Consider the following 18,480-nt stretch of genomic DNA (forward strand, 5'->3'; position numbering starts at 1 on the left):
CGCGGGTTTTCCAGGGGAGGCGGTGCTCAGCTTAGCTGTTCTATCTGCGTAACAGGTTGACGATTTTTCACAGATGTGGAACGCGGTACTGCTTTTGTGCGTGATTGCTGAGCATATGACACGTGTTTTGCTGATGTCTGCGACGAACGATGAGTCAGCTTGAAAACTGATAATGCACTGACCAGCGTTGTAGTCTGGGTTTCCAGGCTCGCTGCTGCGGCTGCCGCTTCTTCTACCAATGCGGCATTTTGCTGTGTCACCTCATCCATCAGCGTAACCGCGTCATTGACTTGCAATATGCCTGCACGTTGCTCTTGTGAAGCTGAGGCAATTTCCCCCATGACGCTCGTTACTTTTTCCGTTGTGGTGATAATTTCCCGCATGGCACCGCCGACATTACTGGTGAGCGACGAACCTGTCTGAATTTTTTGCATGGATTCATCAATCAGTTCTTTGATTTCTTTTGATGCAGACGCGCTGCGTTGCGCCAGATTACGCACTTCTGATGCCACGACGGCGAAGCCGCGTCCTTGTTCGCCTGCGCGGGCAGCCTCGACCGCAGCATTTAATGCCAGAATATTCGTTTGAAATGCGATACCTTCGATGATGCCTGTAATTTCTATCATGCGCTTCGAAGAATGGCTGATGTCATCCATCGTCGCGACCATCTGATCTGAAATTTTCCCACCGCTGCCAGCGATATGTAAGGCCTCGTTCGCCATGGTGCTGGCTTGTGTTGCATTGTCAGAGTTTTGCGATACGGTGGATGCAAACTGCTCCATACTGGCGGCGGTTTCTTCAAGCGAGGATGCCTGCGATTCAGTTCTGCTGGATAAGTCCAGGTTCCCCGCCGCAATCTCTTTGGTTGCCAGACCTATTTTTTCTGCATTCTTGAGGACATCACCGACGATAGAGTGCAGGTTAATTCGTAACTGTCTCAGCATTCGTAACACCTGTCCCAGATCATCGGTACGGCTGGTATTGATTTCGCCGGTCAGATCGCCGCCCGCCATAATTTTGCAGGCCTCCAGCGCCCGTCGGCTGGGAATCGTGACGGCCCGGTGAAAGTTGTACCACGATGACAGCGCGCTGAAAGTGGACAGAAACAGCAGCCCTGTCAGCCATTGACTTTCAGTCGCCGGGTTTATCGCCACAAAATTGCAGATCAGCGTAAAAACAAAAGAAGTGACCATCAGAGCCGCGGTCAGAGCGAGGTGATGATTGATGGAGAACCTGAAACGAGAACGTAACCGTGCAATAAAATTATTACTGCGAGCACCACCCTGATGCAGGCGGATATTATTCGGGTTTCCGTTTTTCAGTTCTGCATACAATTTTTTTGCATCATTGATTTGTTGGGGCGATGGCTTGGTACGTACCGACATATAGCCGACTGGCTTACCATCCTCAATCACCGGTGTGACATTCGCACAGACCCAGTAATAGTCGCCATTTTTGCAGCGATTCTTTACGATACCGGTCCATGGTAAGCCGGATTTGACTGTGCTCCATAAGTCGGCAAAGGCTTCAACGGGCATGTCAGGGTGACGAACAATATTTTGTGGTGCACCTATCAGCTCATCTGTTGTAAAACCACTGACTTCAATGAAATAAGGATTGGCGTAAGTAATGTTTCCTTGTAAGTCGGTGGTCGAGACAATTGATTCTGTATCACTGATCGGATGTTCATTCTGACTGACAGGCATATTTAAACGCATGGTATTCCTCTTTCATGATCTGAGCGGCTGGAATCTCCGCATCCTGTTTGGTTCAACATAAATTCTCAGTACTGCGTTGTACAGCTTGAGATGCATTGAAACATTCAATATCACTCTGCGTATTTGATAAAAAAGAACGATGTGACTTACAGGTTAATGTCAAAAATCAGAGTACCTAAGCAGGTGATATGCATTAAAAAAAACACTCAGAATGTCAGAGTGCGGAACATTTTCAGCGATCAAAAATTGCTCTTTTTCGACTCTACGCCAAGAAAATATAGCTGACAATAAGTAAATTTTTTGCCGGTAAAAGGAAAGTTGCTCAGTGGATACGTCGCAATTTATTGCGTCGCTATTGACCTGCAAAATTAAATGCAATTGCAAGAGGATGGGTGTGATCAGTGCCAATCTGGCTGTTTCGCAGGCAGGAACGGATCTTATTTGCTGCAAAAGAGGGCTGACTGACTTAACTTTAATTAACGTTTCACGGTAAACGAAGGGATTAACGTATGACGTTAATCAGACAAAATGGGCGCGCTGTCGGTGACCTGAGGTAAACAATGCGTTCGCACCAGAGGCAGTATCAATAGTCGGCAATTATGGGCAACTATTATCGTTGGCTATGTTGAATATATATGCGGCTGCTGGCACGAAACGCTGCCAGCAGCCGCATATATAAAGGAGGTGTCGCAGAAATTAATGCACTTTAATGTGCTTCTTCCCAATTTTTTCCTATACCGACTTCTGCCAGCAAAGGAACGTGCAGCTGCGCCACATTCGCCATCAGTTCTGGCAATTTTTTGCGTACCAGTTCGAGTTCAGATTCCGGTACTTCGAGCACCAGTTCATCGTGGACTTGCATGATCATCTTTGATTGCAAGTGATCGCTTTCCAGCCAGTTTTGCACTGCAATCATGGCGAGTTTAATCAGGTCGGCAGCAGTGCCTTGCATAGGCGCATTGATCGCCGCACGTTCGGCGCCCTGACGACGCGGGCCATTCGGGCTGTTGATTTCTGCCAGCCACAGTCGCCGTCCGAACACGGTTTCGACATAGCCGTGTGCCTTGGCTTTGGTGCGGGTATCGGCCATGTATTGCGCAACGCCGGGATAGCGCTGAAAATATTTGTCGATATAGCTTTGTGCCGCCGCACGTTCTATGCCGAGATTACCGGCGAGTCCAAATGCGCTCATACCGTAAATCAGACCGAAATTAATCACTTTCGCGTAGCGCCGTTGCTCGCTCGTGACATCATCAAGCGCAACACCAAAAATTTCAGCGGCGGTCGCTTTATGCACGTCTTCGCCATCGGCAAAGGCTTTCAGCAAGCTGGTATCACCGGAAATATGCGCCATGATGCGCAATTCGATTTGCGAATAATCAGCGGAGATAATGACGTTACCGGGTGCCGCGATAAAGGCTTCGCGGATGCGTCGGCCTTCTGCCGTGCGTACCGGAATGTTTTGCAGGTTAGGATCATTCGAGGCGAGCCGCCCGGTCACCGCAACGGCCTGCGCATAATTGGTGTGCACGCGACCCGTTTGCGTATTCACCATTTTCGGCAGCTTGTCGGTGTAAGTTGATTTGAGTTTTGCGAGGCCGCGGTATTCCAGCAATACTTTGGGTAGCGGGTAATCTTCTGCGAGTTTTTGTAAAACTTCTTCATCCGTCGATGGCGCACCGGACGGTGTTTTTTTGACGACAGGCAAACCTAGTTTGCCAAAGAAAATCTCACCAAGCTGTTTGGGCGAATTCAGATTGAACGGTTGCTCTGCGAGTTCGTAGGCGTTTTGTTCCAGCTCCAGCAAGCGCTTGCCGATTTCATTCGACTGGGTGGCGAGTAAGTCTTTATTGATCAGTACGCCGTTGCGTTCTATCTTTTGCAGCACGACCGACGTCGGCAATTCTATGTCGTGATAAACGCGCTGCAAGCTGGCGTCTGTTTCTATTTCTGGCCACATCGCCAGATGCAATTGCAGCGTGATGTCGGCATCTTCCGCGGCGTATTCTGTCGCGAGTTGCAGTTCCACCTGATCAAAACAGATTTGCGCCGCACCTTTGCCGCAGACATCTTCAAAGCTGATGGTTTTTTTGCCGAGATGGCGCAGCGCAAGGCTGTCCATGTTATGCGATTTGTGCGACTCAAAGACGTAAGATTCGAGCAGGGTGTCATGGACGATGCCGCGCAGCGCGACGCCATGATTTGCAAAAATATGTGTATCGTATTTCAGGTTTTGCCCGACCTTGGCTTTGCTGTCATCTTCTAACCACGGCCTGAGTTTTTCCAATACCGATGCGCGCGACAGTTGTGCCGGAGCATCGGCATATTGATGTGCAACAGGAATGTAGCAGGCATGACCTGCTTCGCAGCACAGAGAAATCCCGACCAGTTGCGCTGTCATCGGTTCGAGCGAGGTTGTTTCGGTATCGACAGCGGTCAGGTTGGCAGCATTGATGCGTGCGATCCAGGCGTCAAGCTGGGCTTCGGTTAACACAGTTTCGTAATTGCTGATAATGGTTGCAGGTATTGCGCCGTCGTCATTGAATAAGCCCGCCTGTGCTGGCGTATTACCTGAGCCAGCAGTGGTTTTTGCTGTTGAACTTAACGGCGTCGCGCCCGCCGTTGCATCGCCAGATAATTCGCGTAGCCAGGTTTTAAAACCATAGCGTTTGTAGAACGCGAGCATCGCTTCTTTGCTTTCTTCTTTCGCGACCAGCGATTCATCGATAGAAATATGATGTGCTGATAAATCGCAATCCGTTTTGACGGTGATCAGCACGCGCCCCTGCGGCAACCAGTCTAATGCCGCACGCAGGTTATCGCCGACCACGCCTTTGATCTTGTCAGCATTAGCGATCACGCCATCCAGACTGTCATATTCGGCCAGCCATTTGACCGCTGTTTTGGGGCCGCATTTGGTCACACCGGGAACGTTATCGACCGTATCGCCGATCAGCGTCAGATAATCGATGATACGCTCAGGCGGTACGCCGAATTTTGTAAGCACACCTGCTTCGTCAAGCTTTTCGTTGCTCATGGTGTTGATCAGGGTGACGTGGGGATTCACCAATTGAGCAAGATCTTTGTCGCCGGTAGAAACGATGGTATTGAGGCCGCGTGCGGTAGCCTCGACAGCGAGTGTGCCGATCACGTCATCGGCTTCGACGCCTTCGACCATCAGGATAGGCCAGCCCATGGCTTTGACGGCTTCGTGTATCGGTTCTATCTGCAGGCGCAAATCATCAGGCATGGCAGCACGCTGCGCCTTGTATTCGGGATACAAATCGTCACGGAAAGTTTTGCCTTTTGCATCAAATACACATGCCATGTATGCTGCCGGATAATCACTGCGCAAACGGCGTAGCATGTTGATGATGCCGTAGATGGCGCCGGTTGGCTCTCCTTGCGGATTGCGCAGATCGGGCATGGCGTGAAAGGCTCGGTACAGATAACTTGAGCCATCGACTAATAACAGGGTATTTTGCATATGAACGGAAACGGAAACAGAAAAGATGTAACGAGGTTGCGCCAGATTATCGACAGAGATAAGGCAACCGCCTTAAAAGCGCGTGAATCGTGGCATATGTTCACGATTATGGCAGAGTTTATCGAGTCCACCGAGCGCCTTTCGACGATACGCCCGGCGGTGACTATTTTTGGTTCAGCCAGAACCAAACCGGATGACAAATACTATCAGCTCTGTGTTGACCTTTCCCGCCGTTTGTCAGATCAGGGCTTTGCAGTCATTTCCGGTGGCGGCCCCGGTATTATGGAAGCCGCGAACAAAGGCGCCTATGAAGGTGCCTCGCCCTCGGTGGGACTGAACATCGAATTGCCACATGAGCAGCGTACGAATCCGTGGCAAAACATCAGCCTGAGTTTCCGCCATTTTTTTGCACGTAAAGTCGCGTTTGTTAAATATGCCGATGCGTACGTCGTGTTTCCCGGCGGCTTTGGCACGATGGATGAAGTCAGCGAAGTCCTGACACTGATACAAACCGGAAAGACGCGGCATATACCCGTGATTCTGGTGGGCACCAGTTTCTGGAGCGGCTTACTGGAATGGATCAGGGTACAGATGGCGGGCAATGGCATGATTGCGCCGTCGGATCTGAATCTGGTGCATCTGATTGATGAGCCCGCAAATATTGTCGATGCGATTTTTGCCTTCTACGAAGCACGCGATATCGAGCCTTCTGAAGACGAACGGCAACGCATGTTGTACTTGTAATCACAGTGTAAGAAATATCCGTCAGCGATGATGCCAGACAAGAAAAAATGCAATGAAACAGAATAAATCGAATAAATTAAATAAACCGCATCAGAAGATATGGCCGATGAGCGCGCTGTTGCTGATGACACCATGTCTGAATGTTGCCGCGCAGAGTAATTGCGTTGAGTTGGCAAACGATGCAGAACGACTCGCCTGTTACGATCAATTGCATAACAGGAATAAGAGTTTGGCGGGTGCAAATGCCGTTAATCTTGCGCCTGCAATGACAGCGGAAACCGTCGTTTCACCTATTGCACCGGTTGCCGTTGTTGCAGAAGGTGAGGCGCCGCGCTCGTTTCTGAGCGAGCGGGTCGATGGATTGACCGAGCGCTGGGATCTTGATCCGTCGAATAAAAATCCACGGTTTTTACCGCGTTTGTATAAACCTGTGTACATCTTGCCAGCGACCTACAGTAGTCGGATCAACAAAGCGCCATTCTCGCCGACACCTGGGCATCAGTCCGATGCGATGGGACTGAGCCCTGCCGAAGCAAAATTCCAGTTGAGTTTTAAGTCCAAGATTATTGACGGTTTATTTGGCGACCGCGCGACGATCTGGGGCGGCTATACGCAATCCTCACGCTGGCAGGTGTACAACGACGATTTGTCGCGACCATTCCGCGAAACGAATTATGAGCCTGAACTGATGGCGGTTTTTTCCACACCGTTTGAAGTCATGGGCTGGCATGGACGCATGGCATCGGTCAGTTTAAATCACCAGTCAAATGGCCGCTCCCTGCCTTTATCCCGCAGCTGGAATCGTGTGATTGGTGAAGTCGCCGCTGAGCGTGGCGATTGGAGCCTCAGTCTGCGTCCCTGGTGGCGCATCAAGGAAACGGCTGGTGCAGATGATAATCCAGGCATTGAAAATTATATTGGCCGGGGTGAGTTGTTATTGACCCGCAAAACCGGCGAGCATATTTTTACTTTTCAGGGACGGCATAGTTTGCGTTCTGGGAAAGAATCCCGTGGTTCCGTTCAGCTGGAATGGGCATTTCCGCTGGTTGCTGGTTTGCATGGATATGCTCAGATATTCAGTGGTTATGGCGAAAGTCTGATTGATTACAATTTCCGGCAAAACCGGTTTGGCCTCGGTATTTCCCTGGTCGAGTGGCGTTGATAAAAAAGAGCCCGTCGTTGATAATTGACGGGCTCTTTTTTGAGATGAATGACGAAACTGCAGGTTCAGGCGACATTCAGCAGTATCAGACCGAGCAAGGCGGGCAATGCCTGGATGTAGAGAATTTTCTTGCTGGCAGTTGCCGCACCGTACAAACCAGCGAGCAGAACGCAAGCAAGAAAAAACACCTTCACATCATGTCCGGCGCTGCCGAGGCTGAGTCCCCAGAATAAGCCAGCGGCGAGAAATCCATTATACAAACCCTGATTTGCTGCCAGCACTTTGGTGGCAGCGGCGGATTCTTTGGTTTGCCTGAAGGCTTTCAGTCCAGCTGGTTTTTCCCATAAAAACATTTCCAGTATCAGAATGTAGACATGTAATAACGCAACCAGCCCAACGATGACGTTTCCGATTAAAGACATGCAGATGCTCCTTTTATATTATTAATTATGATGATCATAACGGATCTTGCATTTTTGAGCATCAGTCCAGCCAGTTAACGCGATTAAATTTGTTTTTAAACTCTTCCGGCATAGGAACGACTTTTCCCAACTGGTAATTAAAAAATACAAAACCTGATTTTGCCATTGCGACCTGCGCCTGATCTGCCGGGCGGCTGATGCGGAAAGTAATGTCGCCGCCGTATTTATTAAAATCCATCACGCCGACTTCAAACAGCAACTGGTCTCGCGCATGTCCCTCGGCTTTATAGGTTGTCGCCAAGTCTGTGACGATAATACCGATGCCATCCTGAGCCGTTTCCCGGATGCCGAACTCAAACAAGAAACGGGCACGCGCTTCAGAAATCATCGAGATCATAGAATCGTTACCGAGATGATTGGCACCATTGATATCAGTAACGCGAACGGTGAGCTGAGTGGAGTAGTAATACTGGTCTTCAGGGAAATGCAATTGCAGGCGAGCCATGGGAATTCTGGAAAAAGACATAAAGTCTGATTGTAGCTGTTTAGCCGTTCTGAGGCGATCTTGGACGGCTTCCTAAGTTGACTATCCAAGCCGCCAGCACGTTTTAACGCATGGAGTCTGAACCTGCTGCGGTGACGACAAGACATCGCTTGCGTTCATCATTCCGGATTCCGTGAACGTCAGTCATGCGGCTAGCGGTTTGTCAAGGGTAGTCAAACCCTCGTAAAATGGTCGAAGGGTTCTACAGCCATCAAGACGAGGGAAACCTTATAGAGTAAGGCTTCGCTTGAAATCAAGGTTTGCAACAACATCTTCAAACTGCCCTGCCTATTTGAAACACTATGATGCCCTCCAAACTCGCTCAACGGGTCCATCGCTGGGAATGCACCAGGGGTTTGGAGAGTGTAGCTCTCCCAACATTGAAATAGGGAATCAATAGATGACGACTGCCGCGCCTACATTGACTATTGACGATTTTAAGCTAGCTGTCCCGTCTTCAAAACACAGTCAAAAACTAGATTTTGCATTGCAGTCATTTGCTAAACGAAATGATTATGCGCACATCTACTTTACGGACTTCACGAATGCGTGCTCACATCTTCCGCTTGACCATTTTGACTCTTCGGGCGAGATACGGAGGAAGTTTGAAGCCTATGCAACCGCCTACGTTGCAAATGCTCATGCAATGATTGATTCTTTCCCTTATGTGATTTATCTGGTTCTTCCTCCATTGACGTATGTTAAAAAAGGCGAAACAAAGAAAATTACACCGTCAAATAGCAATTGGAACGATAATTTCTACAACGCGATATCAAGTCCGAAGTATCGGACATTGTCTAATATGTTTTGGTCAATTTTGAAGGACGATAAAGACTTCGCATTGCTTCGGTCGCTCTCCAATAATCACAAACACAAGTTTTTGACTTGTATTGTTAATAATGCGAGGTCGTTATGCTATGAAGTAATTGACCCAGATACGAACAGAGTCAGACGCATAGATATTGATAAATTCTTTGTTAGGGTTCATAACAAGCTACTACCGAAGATTTTCAGGCTATATCAGGAGTTGCAGGTTTGCTGCAAAAATAATTGCTAGGGGGGGTAGTCCTGCCATCACAGAAAGAAAATAAAGGCCATCACATTTTCGCTCACAGCAGCCATCGCCGGAAGTTGTCAAGCCACGTCAAACCCGCGTAAAATGGCGGTTTCGCGGGTGTAGTTCAATGGTAGAACGGCAGCTTCCCAAGCTTCATACGAGGGTTCGATTCCCTTCACCCGCTCCAATAAAATCAACAGCTTAGCTGGTTTTGTTCGGTGCCCGAGTTCCGCAATTCTATAAAAGTTCCGCAAAACTATATTCTCAGGCTTTCTTATAATCATGCATCACATGGCCGATTTAGGCCGCCTCTCCTCTCGTATTATTTCCGAGCGAGCCCTTTTTGGTAGGCAATATTTCCGTCTCGTTTTCCAACAGATAAAACGAGTACAACTATCTCTTTATCCTTAACTTGATACACAAGCCGATAGCCAATAGTTCTGAGTTTAATTTTGTATAAGTTTTGACCGCCACTGACGCTTGCACTCGGGACATGAGGTTGCTCTAAGCGTTCGGCCAATTTCTTTTTAAATTGTGCTTTTACGGCACCATCCAATTTATCCCACTCTTTTTTTGCATCAGGGTGAAATTCAAGTTCATAGGTCATCTAACTTAACCTTTATTGATTTCTTCCCATCTGATAAGCGAGCTTCAGCAACACGACGTAATTCTGCATCTTCCAAAATGCTATGAATTTTTTCCCAAGCACCAGCAGTGAGCATGTATCCAACAGGCTTATTTCTATTCAAAATAGCAACTGGCTTATTGCCGGATGCTTCCAGCACAGCGGTAGGATTAGCCTTTAATTCGCTAATTCCAACGGATGACGGAGCGAGTATAGCTTCCATGATTAACACCTTTAAATGATCTTTTAAATGACCTGATAATAGCACTTTTAAGTGCACAAGTGCACCTCCCTTTATTTGCAGTCATTTTGTTGGGGAGACGATCTTCCCACGACGCAGATAATGTCGTTTGGTCGTTTTTACGCTGTCATGCCCTAATAGATCACTAGCTGCTTGATCGCCTCTGGCTTCAGATGTATCGTCAGCGGCTTTTGCTCTTAAATCATAGAACCAGAAATTTTTGATAGCTTGCTCAAGGTCAGGATTGGCGGCGGTTGCCAGTTGCCTTGCTTCCGTAAAATGGTTTCGAAGAACTGCCGGAGTCATTCTCTTTCCGTGTTCGTTGACGAGTAGGGCATTAGTAACAATGTTGAATTCATTCTTCCTTAATTGAATTCGCTTTATCGTTTGCTTTAATTTTCCGGAAATCACGATGCGCAACGGTTGCTTCGTCTTCTCCTGCTCAATGATCAAATATCCGTCAACTATGTCATCTTCAGTCATAGACAGGGTGTCGCCCGGACGCTGCCCCGTCAGGTAAGCTAAATCCATTGCATCGCGCAGAGATTGGCTTCCTTGCATATAAACTGCGTTGAACAAATCATCTGATACATAGACCGTGCGCTTATCAAGTGAATGGCCGCGAATACCTTCACAAGGATTTTGTGCATCGGTATAACCCCAACCACGTGCATTGTTGAAGATGTTGGAAAATAATCGCTTACAGCGATTGGCAGTTGTAGGTTTATCTCGATGTTTGTCTAAAAATTTCCGGATATGCACTGGTCTAATTTGATCTAAAGGAGCTGTTCGAAAATATGCCTCAACATGTTGTATGTCATACCTGAAAATTTTCTGAGTATTTTTTGCTAGTTTTGGTAGCTCGTCTTTTTTATAGCGATCAATTGCATCACCGAACGTTGGTGCCTGTACTTTTTCTATAACATTTAGTTCTGCATATTTTGCGAGTGCAGATATGTAGTCACTCCCCAATGAGATTTCTCGACGAGGCTTATCCCCTGTATCAAAAAAGTAGTAAATACGTTCTCCACGAACTCGTTTACGCATGTGGGGCGGCAAATTCAAATTGGTCGTCGGCTTTCTACCCATGGTCTACTCCGTTGGATTCCATTGATGTTTCAATTTTTTCTCTTCACGCCGCCCATCTATGGCTGAGAGCGGTACGACTGGCTTTCCACAGGCATTGATGAAGAACTGGATTCCCATTTTTCGAAGTGTTGCGACTTGTTTTGATTTAGTTTTTCGGCCAGTTAAAAGAACTAAATCATTAGTATCAAGAAATGTACTCATGATTGTTCAAATTTATTTTGAGGAATTGGATCGATAAAATCAGATTGCTTCTCAACGAAAGGATGTTGCAGCCTGCGCGGAATCCCGTCTCGTTTGAGCTTTTTGAGAACAGCATCTGCTGACCCTTCAACGTCTAACATCACGTTGATAAGTGCCCCATAGGCAATTGAAGCAACCTCTGCAAGGTGTTCATAACTGATTTGCGCTTGCCGCTTAATGGTTTTAATACGCATCATTGGTTCTTGAACCCAGCTAAGGGCTTTGGGATACGAGCCGACAAAATACTGTCCTGACTCGGTAAGGACTTCCCATGGAATAATTCTGTCAGTGTTGTGTAGTTCCACTTCCCAGCGAACCCATGGATGCCACAGCTTGCCTAGCTGCATTCCCTTTTCATATACACGCAGCATTTTTCCGTTCTTGCGTTTTCCGACATAGAACGTACGCCCTTTTCCATCTGGTTCTATCCAATTACCGTTCTGATTGCAGGAAGGCTTATTACCACCAGCATTAAAGGCGCCTGACTGATAGAGGCTTACCGCCATATCAACCGTATGCAATCCATCGAAATCGTCAACCGCGCCATCCCAACGTGTAATCGATGCCTGCCATGTATCACGTAAATATTGAGTTACAAGGTTCCAATCAGCGACCAATGAACATGCTTCACCTGGCAAAGAGAGAAATGCCGTTCCAGATTGGCCACCGTATGCAAACAAGGCGCTACTTTCACCAAGCCGAAATGAATTTTTATAGCCGTGTAAGCCACGCTCACGGTTAATCGCTGGAGCAAACTTAACTCCAAAGATGACGAACAGATTTTGAAATAATTCCGACAGTGAATCTGCGGAATCGAAGCGAAAAGTACAGTTGAAATAATCAGTGATTGCAGCGTAGGGAACTACGCCATCTACTGGTTGCGGGATGAAATAGACAATTGGTTTTCCATTGCCATTCGTACAGATAATAAAACTTTCACCTGTATTCGGATCTATTTCTGTATGAAACTTTCCCCCCGTATTACCAGACGGGGGGTAGTGCGCGGCATCTGCAGGCGCCCGCGTGGCGAACGCGCCAGCAGATGCAGCTTCTACGCCTGAATCATTAACGTAAGAAAGTTTAGGGGTATCCATACCCCTTACGATAGAGGGTATTTATTACCCTTTCAAGGGTTTTGAAAACCCTTTTTGTTATTTTTTTAGTTCTCCGGCTGGATCGGTCATATCGCGCCGATTTTCGACTGAGACATCACCGCTGACGACCTTCCAGAAACTCCCTAATTTAAGAGCGATCTCATATCCAAGAACACGCTTTGCGATCAGTCCCTCTTCTGGAAAAAACTCTCGGACGTTAATTCCTAAGATTTCTTCGTATTTTCGAAGTGTCCTTTTATTGTGAATGATTACGAGCACCTTCCAGCCAAGGTAATCACCGAGCATCATCATGCCAATGGCTTTTTCTAACTCATCGGCGCTACCGGAAAAACGATTCAGCGCGTCATTCACGATCTGCACTAATTGCTCAGCACGTTCAGATGAATGAACATCTTTTGTTGGTGGGGTTGGGTATTTGTCTTTTCTTGCCATGGCGACCTCCTTAATCGAAACAGGATAATTGATTAAGGGGTATTCGGCAACCGTTGAAGAGATTGAGATACGGTTTGCGGAAGTCTATCCGTGGATGCGCTTTAGGCGCACCATGAGACGGCAAGGTTGCGTCCTTCGGCGCAATCTGCCCATTCGGTTCTCTCTACGGGCTATGCCCTCGGAGAATCGGCGCTATGTGTGCGCCGAGCAGACTCAAATCGCCTTGCTTTAGATTTTTAATCCTCTTACATCATTGATTGCAATACGTATTGTGAGTTTTAAGTGCTTTTAAGCAATTAAACAATTGTTTTTGATGAATAAACAAAGAATTAGAATTAGTTGAATCAATTACTACCGCGATAGTTCATTTTCAACTTATTTACTAACTTTATGGATAGCAACACGCACATTTTCCTTTGGGAAATGTTTTTTCAATTCCATCGTTAGCTGTTTCATGATTTCCGATAGATTTCCGTTAGGTGGTAATTCCTCTCTGAAATACACCAATGCAAACGCCCTAAAAATAGGATCAGAAAATGAATACAATCCAGAATTGGAGTCGAACCTTAAAATTTCACCATATTCTTGAGTCAGCAATTTTGGTAGGCAATTAGAAGTATTTTTTTCAGGAAAACTTGGCGTCGTTTCTTGAATTTTCTTATAAATCTCAATCCGGCTAGCACCGCGCTCTTTAAATGTAGATAAAGCCCGTAGAATAATTTCTTGATTATTGAATGCAGACTTTCTCCGAACTTTTAATGCCTTATCAAAGGTACTCCGAATACTGTCGGATGCCTCTTCAGCGTACATTTTGAGTGCTGTTTCAAAAGATACTTTAGTCATCGTAAAGGGAGTTTTACATGTCTCGTGAATTCCTTCAGCATGACACATGTATAAGCAAAGATGATGGCAAACAGAAGCCAATCCATTTGAATAACGAGCTATTAAATTCTTGATTTCAAGAGGTATTATTAAATTAAGAACTTGCTCACCTTTAGCGATTATGTCCATAATTTCGGACTCGGACATTAAATCAACACGAACTTCCGCAACTCTATTTCGCATTTCAGGGTCGTAGTCAACTACTTGCCGTGCAGTATCAACAGCACCCAGAGCAATAATTTTCAAATCATTATATTCATCAGCTAAATCCATGAAGATTTTCATGAGCTGCGATAACTTGGACTTTTCAGATTCCTCGATCTTATGAAAATCTTCGAGCACCCAGCAAGATTTAGACGCACCTATGAAACGACCCAATGCTTGTCCCGTTAATTGAGGCGGCACCATTCGAAGCTCTTTAGTGCCGGCTTCTGTAACTTCATTAGCTTGAACCTTACTTTGGAGCGCTAAATAGGATGCGGAAATTTCAGCGCTTATAGTTTTTTTCTGCGCACCAGTTCTTTCACTGGTGAAGAATGTAGCAAGCTGGTCAAATGCATCCAAAATTATCTGCTCGAATTTCATACCCTTCATACATCGAGTAGTTATATGAGATTCGTAAACTTGATTTAGTTTATTAACAAGTAAAGTCGTTTTACCAGACCCAGAATGTCCATAAACAACAATTTGCTTGCCTAAAGTTGTTAATGCATTCACCAATTTATCATTAATTGATTTCCTCTCAACAAAGGCGATGCGTGCGGGCGTGCTTGGAGTGAACACCGTATTTACTTGATAAATATTCATAAATATTATTTGGTTAAATATAGATAGTATTGCATTTTGATCTATTCTAACTGCAAATAAATAGACCAAGCATTTTTCTACAAAATATTCACCAAGCACACCACTCAACACTCTAAAGTCGCAATAAAATTTGAATTTGTAGATGTAATATGGATTTAACTATTTGAATTAATTAGCAAATTTGAATGCTTGAAAAGCCTGATAGTTTAGCTCTGCTAAGGTAGGTAACAATAAGAAACGCTCAATTAGGAAATGTGAATTTGGTTTAACTGTAGCGTTCCGCAAAAATGAAAACAGAGTTATTTTAAAGGGCTAGCCACTCTGTTAAAATAGCGCTTTTGCGGAACTGAAACCCCGTCGAAACCCGCGTAGATATTAGAAACTTAATAGAGCTTCCCAAGCTTCATACGAGGGTTCGATTCCCTTCACCCGCTCCAGTAAATTCTTCCTTTGATTTCCCGTATGCCTGATTCCAAGCCTGCTGACAGCAGCAAACCGCTGTTTTATGACCCTACTGAGCGCCGCATCCGCAGCTTTGTGACCCGCGCCGGACGTTTGTCTGATGCGCAGGCGCGTGCGATTGAAACTCTGGGGCCGCGTTTTTGTATTCCGTATAAAAAAGAGCTACTTGATATTGACGCGGCTTTTGGCCGTCATGCGCCGACGGTATTTGAAATTGGTTTTGGCATGGGTGAAACCAGTGCCAAGATTTCTGCCAGCATGCCTGAGAAAAATTTCATCGGCGTTGAAGTGCACACGCCGGGCGTCGGTAGTCTGCTGAAACTGACCGATGAGATGGGCTTGCAAAACCAGCGCATTATTCAGCATGATGCATTCGAAGTCTTAACCAATATGATTGCGCCAGAGTTTTTGCATGGTGTGCATGTGTTTTTTCCCGATCCGTGGCACAAGGCGCGTCACAATAAGCGCCGCCTGATACAGGGGCCATTGGTGCAATTATTGGCGTCACGATTGGCGTCTGGTGGTTATCTGCATTGTGCGACTGACTGGGAAGAATACGCCGTGCAGATGCTTGAGGTGTTGAGCGCCGAGCCTGCGCTGGAAAATACGGCAGACGGCTATGCGCCTCGTCCTGACTATCGTCCGGTGACCAAATTTGAAAACCGTGGTCTGCGTTTAGGGCATGGCGTCTGGGATCTGGTGTTCCGTAAAAAATAATATCAGCAGTAGCTTAATAATGGCAGCCAGTTAATCTGAGCTGCCTTTTTTTATGCTGGCGTTTTACTGATAAAACGCACATGCAATTCACCGAGCAGCCCGAAACTGACGCTGATATCTTCATGCAACGGAACATCGGGGCTGCCAGCATAAGAGCCGGTAATAATGGCCTGACCTGCCCGCAAATCCTGACTACGGTTGCGCAGAAACTCCACCAGCCAATACAGCGGCGCACGCGGGTTGCCTGCCGGATGCACACCAGAAAATTCTTGTGGCGTATGTCCGGCGCAACTGATCTTTATCGGCATCGTTAGTAAGTTTGCCGCATCGTCGGTATGAATGTCGGTGTGAATGTTTGTATGAATCACCGGGCCAAGATACAAGCCCTGATTAAACAATCCATCGGCAAGATGTTCGGCAAAAGTAGCAGCGTCGGGATCGCTGTAGCGCGTGCCTATCAATTCCAGCGCCAGTCGTGTTTCCCGGATAGCCGCATCGATTTCAGCAACCGTATAAGACTCTGCGCGAGCCGGTAAATCATGCCCGAGAATAAAGGCCAGTTCAGGTTCTATGCGTGCGCATTGCTGATCGCTCCAGACTTGGCAAGTATCAGTTTCTTGAAAAACAGTGCTGGTATAAATCGGTGCGAGCACGACCGTATTTGCACCCGGCATTCCGCATTTCCATGCGGCTATTTTGTCACCAGATTGCGCGCTGACTTCTGCTTGTATCGCCAGTGCCTGATCCAGATTTTGCGGGCGGCAGGACTCTGGTAATCGTTCGCCTTTGCTGCCATTACGCCTGCGTTGGAGCAGGATAGCTGCCGCTTCAGAAAAGTGCTGCTGTTGATTCGAGTGAAAAGAGGGCATGTCCAGACGCTCCATTGTCATGTCAGGTCGCGTGCAGTTCTGCAATCAGTTGCAAAATTTCTGCGCCATAACTGTCGAGTTTTTTATCACCGACCCCAGAAATCGCACGCAGCGCCATCAGTGTTTGCGGTGCGTTGCGGGCGATTTCGCGCAATGTGGCATCGGGGAAAATCACATACGCAGGGACGTTGTGAGTGCGTGCTGTTTCGACGCGCCACCAGCGCAGCTTGTCGAACAATGTCTGTTCTTCTGCACCGAGCTCGGCTTCCGCATAATCTTTCGCAGACTGGCGTTTATGTTTCACCGCTTTTTCTGCTTTTTTGTATTGCCGCAACTGAACTTTGGTTTCGCCGCGCAAAACCGCGCGCGATGCTTCGGTCAGTTTCAGTGAGCTGTAATTTTCATAGTCGACTGCAATCAGGCCGAGTGCAATCAACTGACGCAGAATCGCGCGCCATTCGGCTTCGCTTTTGTCTGATCCTATGCCATACGTTGACAACTGTTCGTGACGCCACTGTTGCACGCGCTCGGTATCGATGCCGCGCAAGATATCGACAATATGACCAGCAGCAAAACGCTGATCGACGCGGTAAATGGTGGACAGAATTTTTTGTGCAGCGATCGTGCCATCAAACGAGGTCGGCGGGCTGAGGCAGGTGTCGCAGTTGCCGCAGGGTTCGGATGCTTGTCCGAAATAATCAAGAATATGTACGCGACGGCAATTCAGGGTTTCGCACAGCGATAACATGGCATCGAGCTTGACGCCTTGCACGCGTTTATAGGTGTCGTTGGCTTCCGATTCATCGATCATACGGCGCTGCTGCACCACGTCTTGCAAGCCATACGCCATCCAGGCATTGGCGCTGGCGCCATCACGCCCGGCGCGGCCGGTTTCCTGATAATAACCTTCGACGCTTTTTGGCAGATCCAGATGAGCAACGAAGCGCACATCCGGCTTGTCTATCCCCATGCCAAACGCAATCGTGGCGCACATGACGATGCCGTCTTCGCGCAGAAAGCGTGCCTGATTGCGACTGCGCTCCGTCATGTCCATGCCGGCGTGATACGGCAGGGAGGTGATGCCGTTTTCATTCAGAAATTCGGCCGTTTCCTCGACTTTTTTGCGCGACAGGCAATACACAATACCGGCGTCACCCGCATGCTGCGCCTGAATGAAATCCAGCAACTGCTTACGTCCGTTGCCTTTCTCGACGATCTGATAACGGATATTCGGGCGATCAAATGAGGACACAAATTGCAGCGCATTTTCAAGACGCAGACGATGGATGATTTCATCGCGGGTTTGCTGATCGGCGGTGGCGGTCAGTGCGATACGCGGTACATGAGGAAAGCGTTCGTGCAGTATCGACAGACGGATATATTCAGGACGAAAATCATGTCCCCATTGCGATACGCAATGCGCTTCGTCAATCGCGAACAAGGCGATATCGACGACTTCCAGCAATTCCAGGCAGCGTTGCGTCAACAAACGTTCGGGCGCGATGTAGACCAGATCAAGCTCGCCTTCGCGCATCTTTTTTTCAACGGCAAGGATCTCGTCAAAACTCTGGGTGGAATTCAGAAAGGCTGCGCGTACGCCGACTTCAGCCAGCGCATCGACCTGATCCTGCATCAGCGCGATCAGCGGTGACACAACAATGCCAACGCCGTGACGGATCAGTGCCGGAATCTGATAGCACAGCGATTTGCCACCGCCGGTGGGCATGAGTACCAGTGCGTCGCCACCGTGCACGACGTGTTCTACGATCTGGCCTTGTTGCGAACGGAAAGCGGGGTAACCAAATACGGTTTGCAGCAGGTGCAGCGCCTGATCAACCGTATTGGCGGGATAACTTGCTGATGACAC

Annotated in this window: 16 protein-coding genes and 1 tRNA gene; 4 read left to right on the forward strand and 13 right to left on the reverse strand. The window is 47.5% G+C overall.

Annotated features, from left to right (window positions below):
• Positions 1-26 precede the first annotated feature (26 nt).
• The gene (locus H8K29_RS03700; RefSeq protein ID WP_186896422.1) at positions 27-1,718 is read right to left on the reverse strand and encodes a PAS domain-containing methyl-accepting chemotaxis protein; all 1,692 of its coding nucleotides are present in this window, start codon (positions 1,716-1,718) and stop codon (positions 27-29) included.
• A gap of 706 nt (positions 1,719-2,424) precedes the next feature.
• Complete coding sequence (gene polA, locus H8K29_RS03705; protein ID WP_186896423.1) at positions 2,425-5,205, reverse strand: DNA polymerase I; 2,781 nt, start codon at positions 5,203-5,205, stop codon at positions 2,425-2,427.
• Here polA and H8K29_RS03710 point away from each other — a divergent pair, their 5' ends adjacent.
• Together H8K29_RS03710 and H8K29_RS03715 are read left to right on the forward strand one after the other, a co-directional pair.
• The gene (locus H8K29_RS03710) at positions 5,206-5,949 is read left to right on the forward strand and encodes a TIGR00730 family Rossman fold protein (RefSeq protein ID WP_186896424.1); all 744 of its coding nucleotides are present in this window, start codon (positions 5,206-5,208) and stop codon (positions 5,947-5,949) included.
• A 52-nt stretch (positions 5,950-6,001) separates the two neighbouring features.
• The gene (locus H8K29_RS03715) at positions 6,002-7,111 is read left to right on the forward strand and encodes a phospholipase A (RefSeq protein WP_186896425.1); all 1,110 of its coding nucleotides are present in this window, start codon (positions 6,002-6,004) and stop codon (positions 7,109-7,111) included.
• Between the two features lie 65 nt (positions 7,112-7,176).
• On the opposite strand, the gene H8K29_RS03720 is transcribed toward H8K29_RS03715, so the two are convergent.
• Complete coding sequence (locus tag H8K29_RS03720) at positions 7,177-7,533, reverse strand: DUF1304 domain-containing protein (protein ID WP_186884832.1); 357 nt, start codon at positions 7,531-7,533, stop codon at positions 7,177-7,179.
• Between the two features lie 61 nt (positions 7,534-7,594).
• Positions 7,595-8,038: a thioesterase family protein gene (locus tag H8K29_RS03725; protein WP_186884965.1), complete on the reverse strand. Its 444-nt coding sequence runs from the start codon at positions 8,036-8,038 to the stop codon at positions 7,595-7,597.
• Between the two features lie 1,209 nt (positions 8,039-9,247).
• On the opposite strand from H8K29_RS03725, the gene H8K29_RS03730 reads away from it, so the two are divergent.
• Positions 9,248-9,321: transfer RNA gene (locus H8K29_RS03730), tRNA-Gly, on the forward strand.
• A gap of 135 nt (positions 9,322-9,456) precedes the next feature.
• Here H8K29_RS03730 and H8K29_RS03735 read toward each other — a convergent pair.
• The 7 genes from H8K29_RS03735 to H8K29_RS03765 form a co-directional block, all read right to left on the reverse strand.
• Complete coding sequence (locus H8K29_RS03735; protein ID WP_186896426.1) at positions 9,457-9,741, reverse strand: type II toxin-antitoxin system RelE/ParE family toxin; 285 nt, start codon at positions 9,739-9,741, stop codon at positions 9,457-9,459.
• On the reverse strand, positions 9,731-9,982 hold the full coding sequence (locus H8K29_RS03740) for a type II toxin-antitoxin system Phd/YefM family antitoxin (RefSeq protein WP_186896427.1): 252 nt from the start codon (positions 9,980-9,982) through the stop codon (positions 9,731-9,733). The genes H8K29_RS03735 and H8K29_RS03740 overlap by 11 nt, the downstream gene beginning before the upstream one ends.
• A gap of 81 nt (positions 9,983-10,063) precedes the next feature.
• Positions 10,064-11,089 carry a tyrosine-type recombinase/integrase gene (locus H8K29_RS03745; RefSeq protein ID WP_186896428.1) on the reverse strand — a complete coding sequence of 342 codons (1,026 nt, stop codon included), beginning with the start codon at positions 11,087-11,089 and terminating at the stop codon, positions 10,064-10,066.
• Positions 11,090-11,092: 3 nt separating this feature from the next.
• The gene (locus H8K29_RS03750; protein WP_186896429.1) at positions 11,093-11,290 is read right to left on the reverse strand and encodes a DUF4224 domain-containing protein; all 198 of its coding nucleotides are present in this window, start codon (positions 11,288-11,290) and stop codon (positions 11,093-11,095) included.
• Positions 11,287-12,423, reverse strand: a complete 1,137-nt coding sequence (locus H8K29_RS03755; protein ID WP_186896430.1) for a replication initiation factor domain-containing protein — start codon at positions 12,421-12,423, stop codon at positions 11,287-11,289. The genes H8K29_RS03750 and H8K29_RS03755 overlap by 4 nt, the downstream gene beginning before the upstream one ends.
• Positions 12,424-12,480: 57 nt before the next feature.
• On the reverse strand, positions 12,481-12,876 hold the full coding sequence (locus H8K29_RS03760; protein WP_186896431.1) for a hypothetical protein: 396 nt from the start codon (positions 12,874-12,876) through the stop codon (positions 12,481-12,483).
• A 375-nt stretch (positions 12,877-13,251) separates the two neighbouring features.
• A complete protein-coding gene (locus H8K29_RS03765) occupies positions 13,252-14,664 on the reverse strand; it encodes a hypothetical protein (protein ID WP_186896432.1) in 1,413 nt (470 codons plus the stop codon).
• A gap of 363 nt (positions 14,665-15,027) precedes the next feature.
• Here H8K29_RS03765 and trmB point away from each other — a divergent pair, with 363 nt between their 5' ends.
• Positions 15,028-15,744 (forward strand): tRNA (guanosine(46)-N7)-methyltransferase TrmB, encoded by a 717-nt coding sequence (gene trmB, locus H8K29_RS03770; protein WP_186896433.1) that lies wholly within the window; start codon positions 15,028-15,030, stop codon positions 15,742-15,744.
• A gap of 50 nt (positions 15,745-15,794) precedes the next feature.
• Here the strand turns inward: trmB and H8K29_RS03775 are convergent, their stop codons facing one another.
• Both H8K29_RS03775 and recQ read right to left on the reverse strand, forming a co-directional pair.
• The gene (locus H8K29_RS03775) at positions 15,795-16,613 is read right to left on the reverse strand and encodes a fumarylacetoacetate hydrolase family protein (protein ID WP_186896434.1); all 819 of its coding nucleotides are present in this window, start codon (positions 16,611-16,613) and stop codon (positions 15,795-15,797) included.
• 22 nt (positions 16,614-16,635) lie between these two features.
• Entirely contained in the window at positions 16,636-18,480 is a 1,845-nt protein-coding gene (gene recQ, locus H8K29_RS03780) for a DNA helicase RecQ (protein WP_186896435.1), read from the reverse strand.

Origin of the sequence: Undibacterium sp. CY21W (genome assembly GCF_014284265.1) — a bacterium.
Taxonomy (GTDB): domain Bacteria; phylum Pseudomonadota; class Gammaproteobacteria; order Burkholderiales; family Burkholderiaceae_D; genus Undibacterium; species Undibacterium aquatile.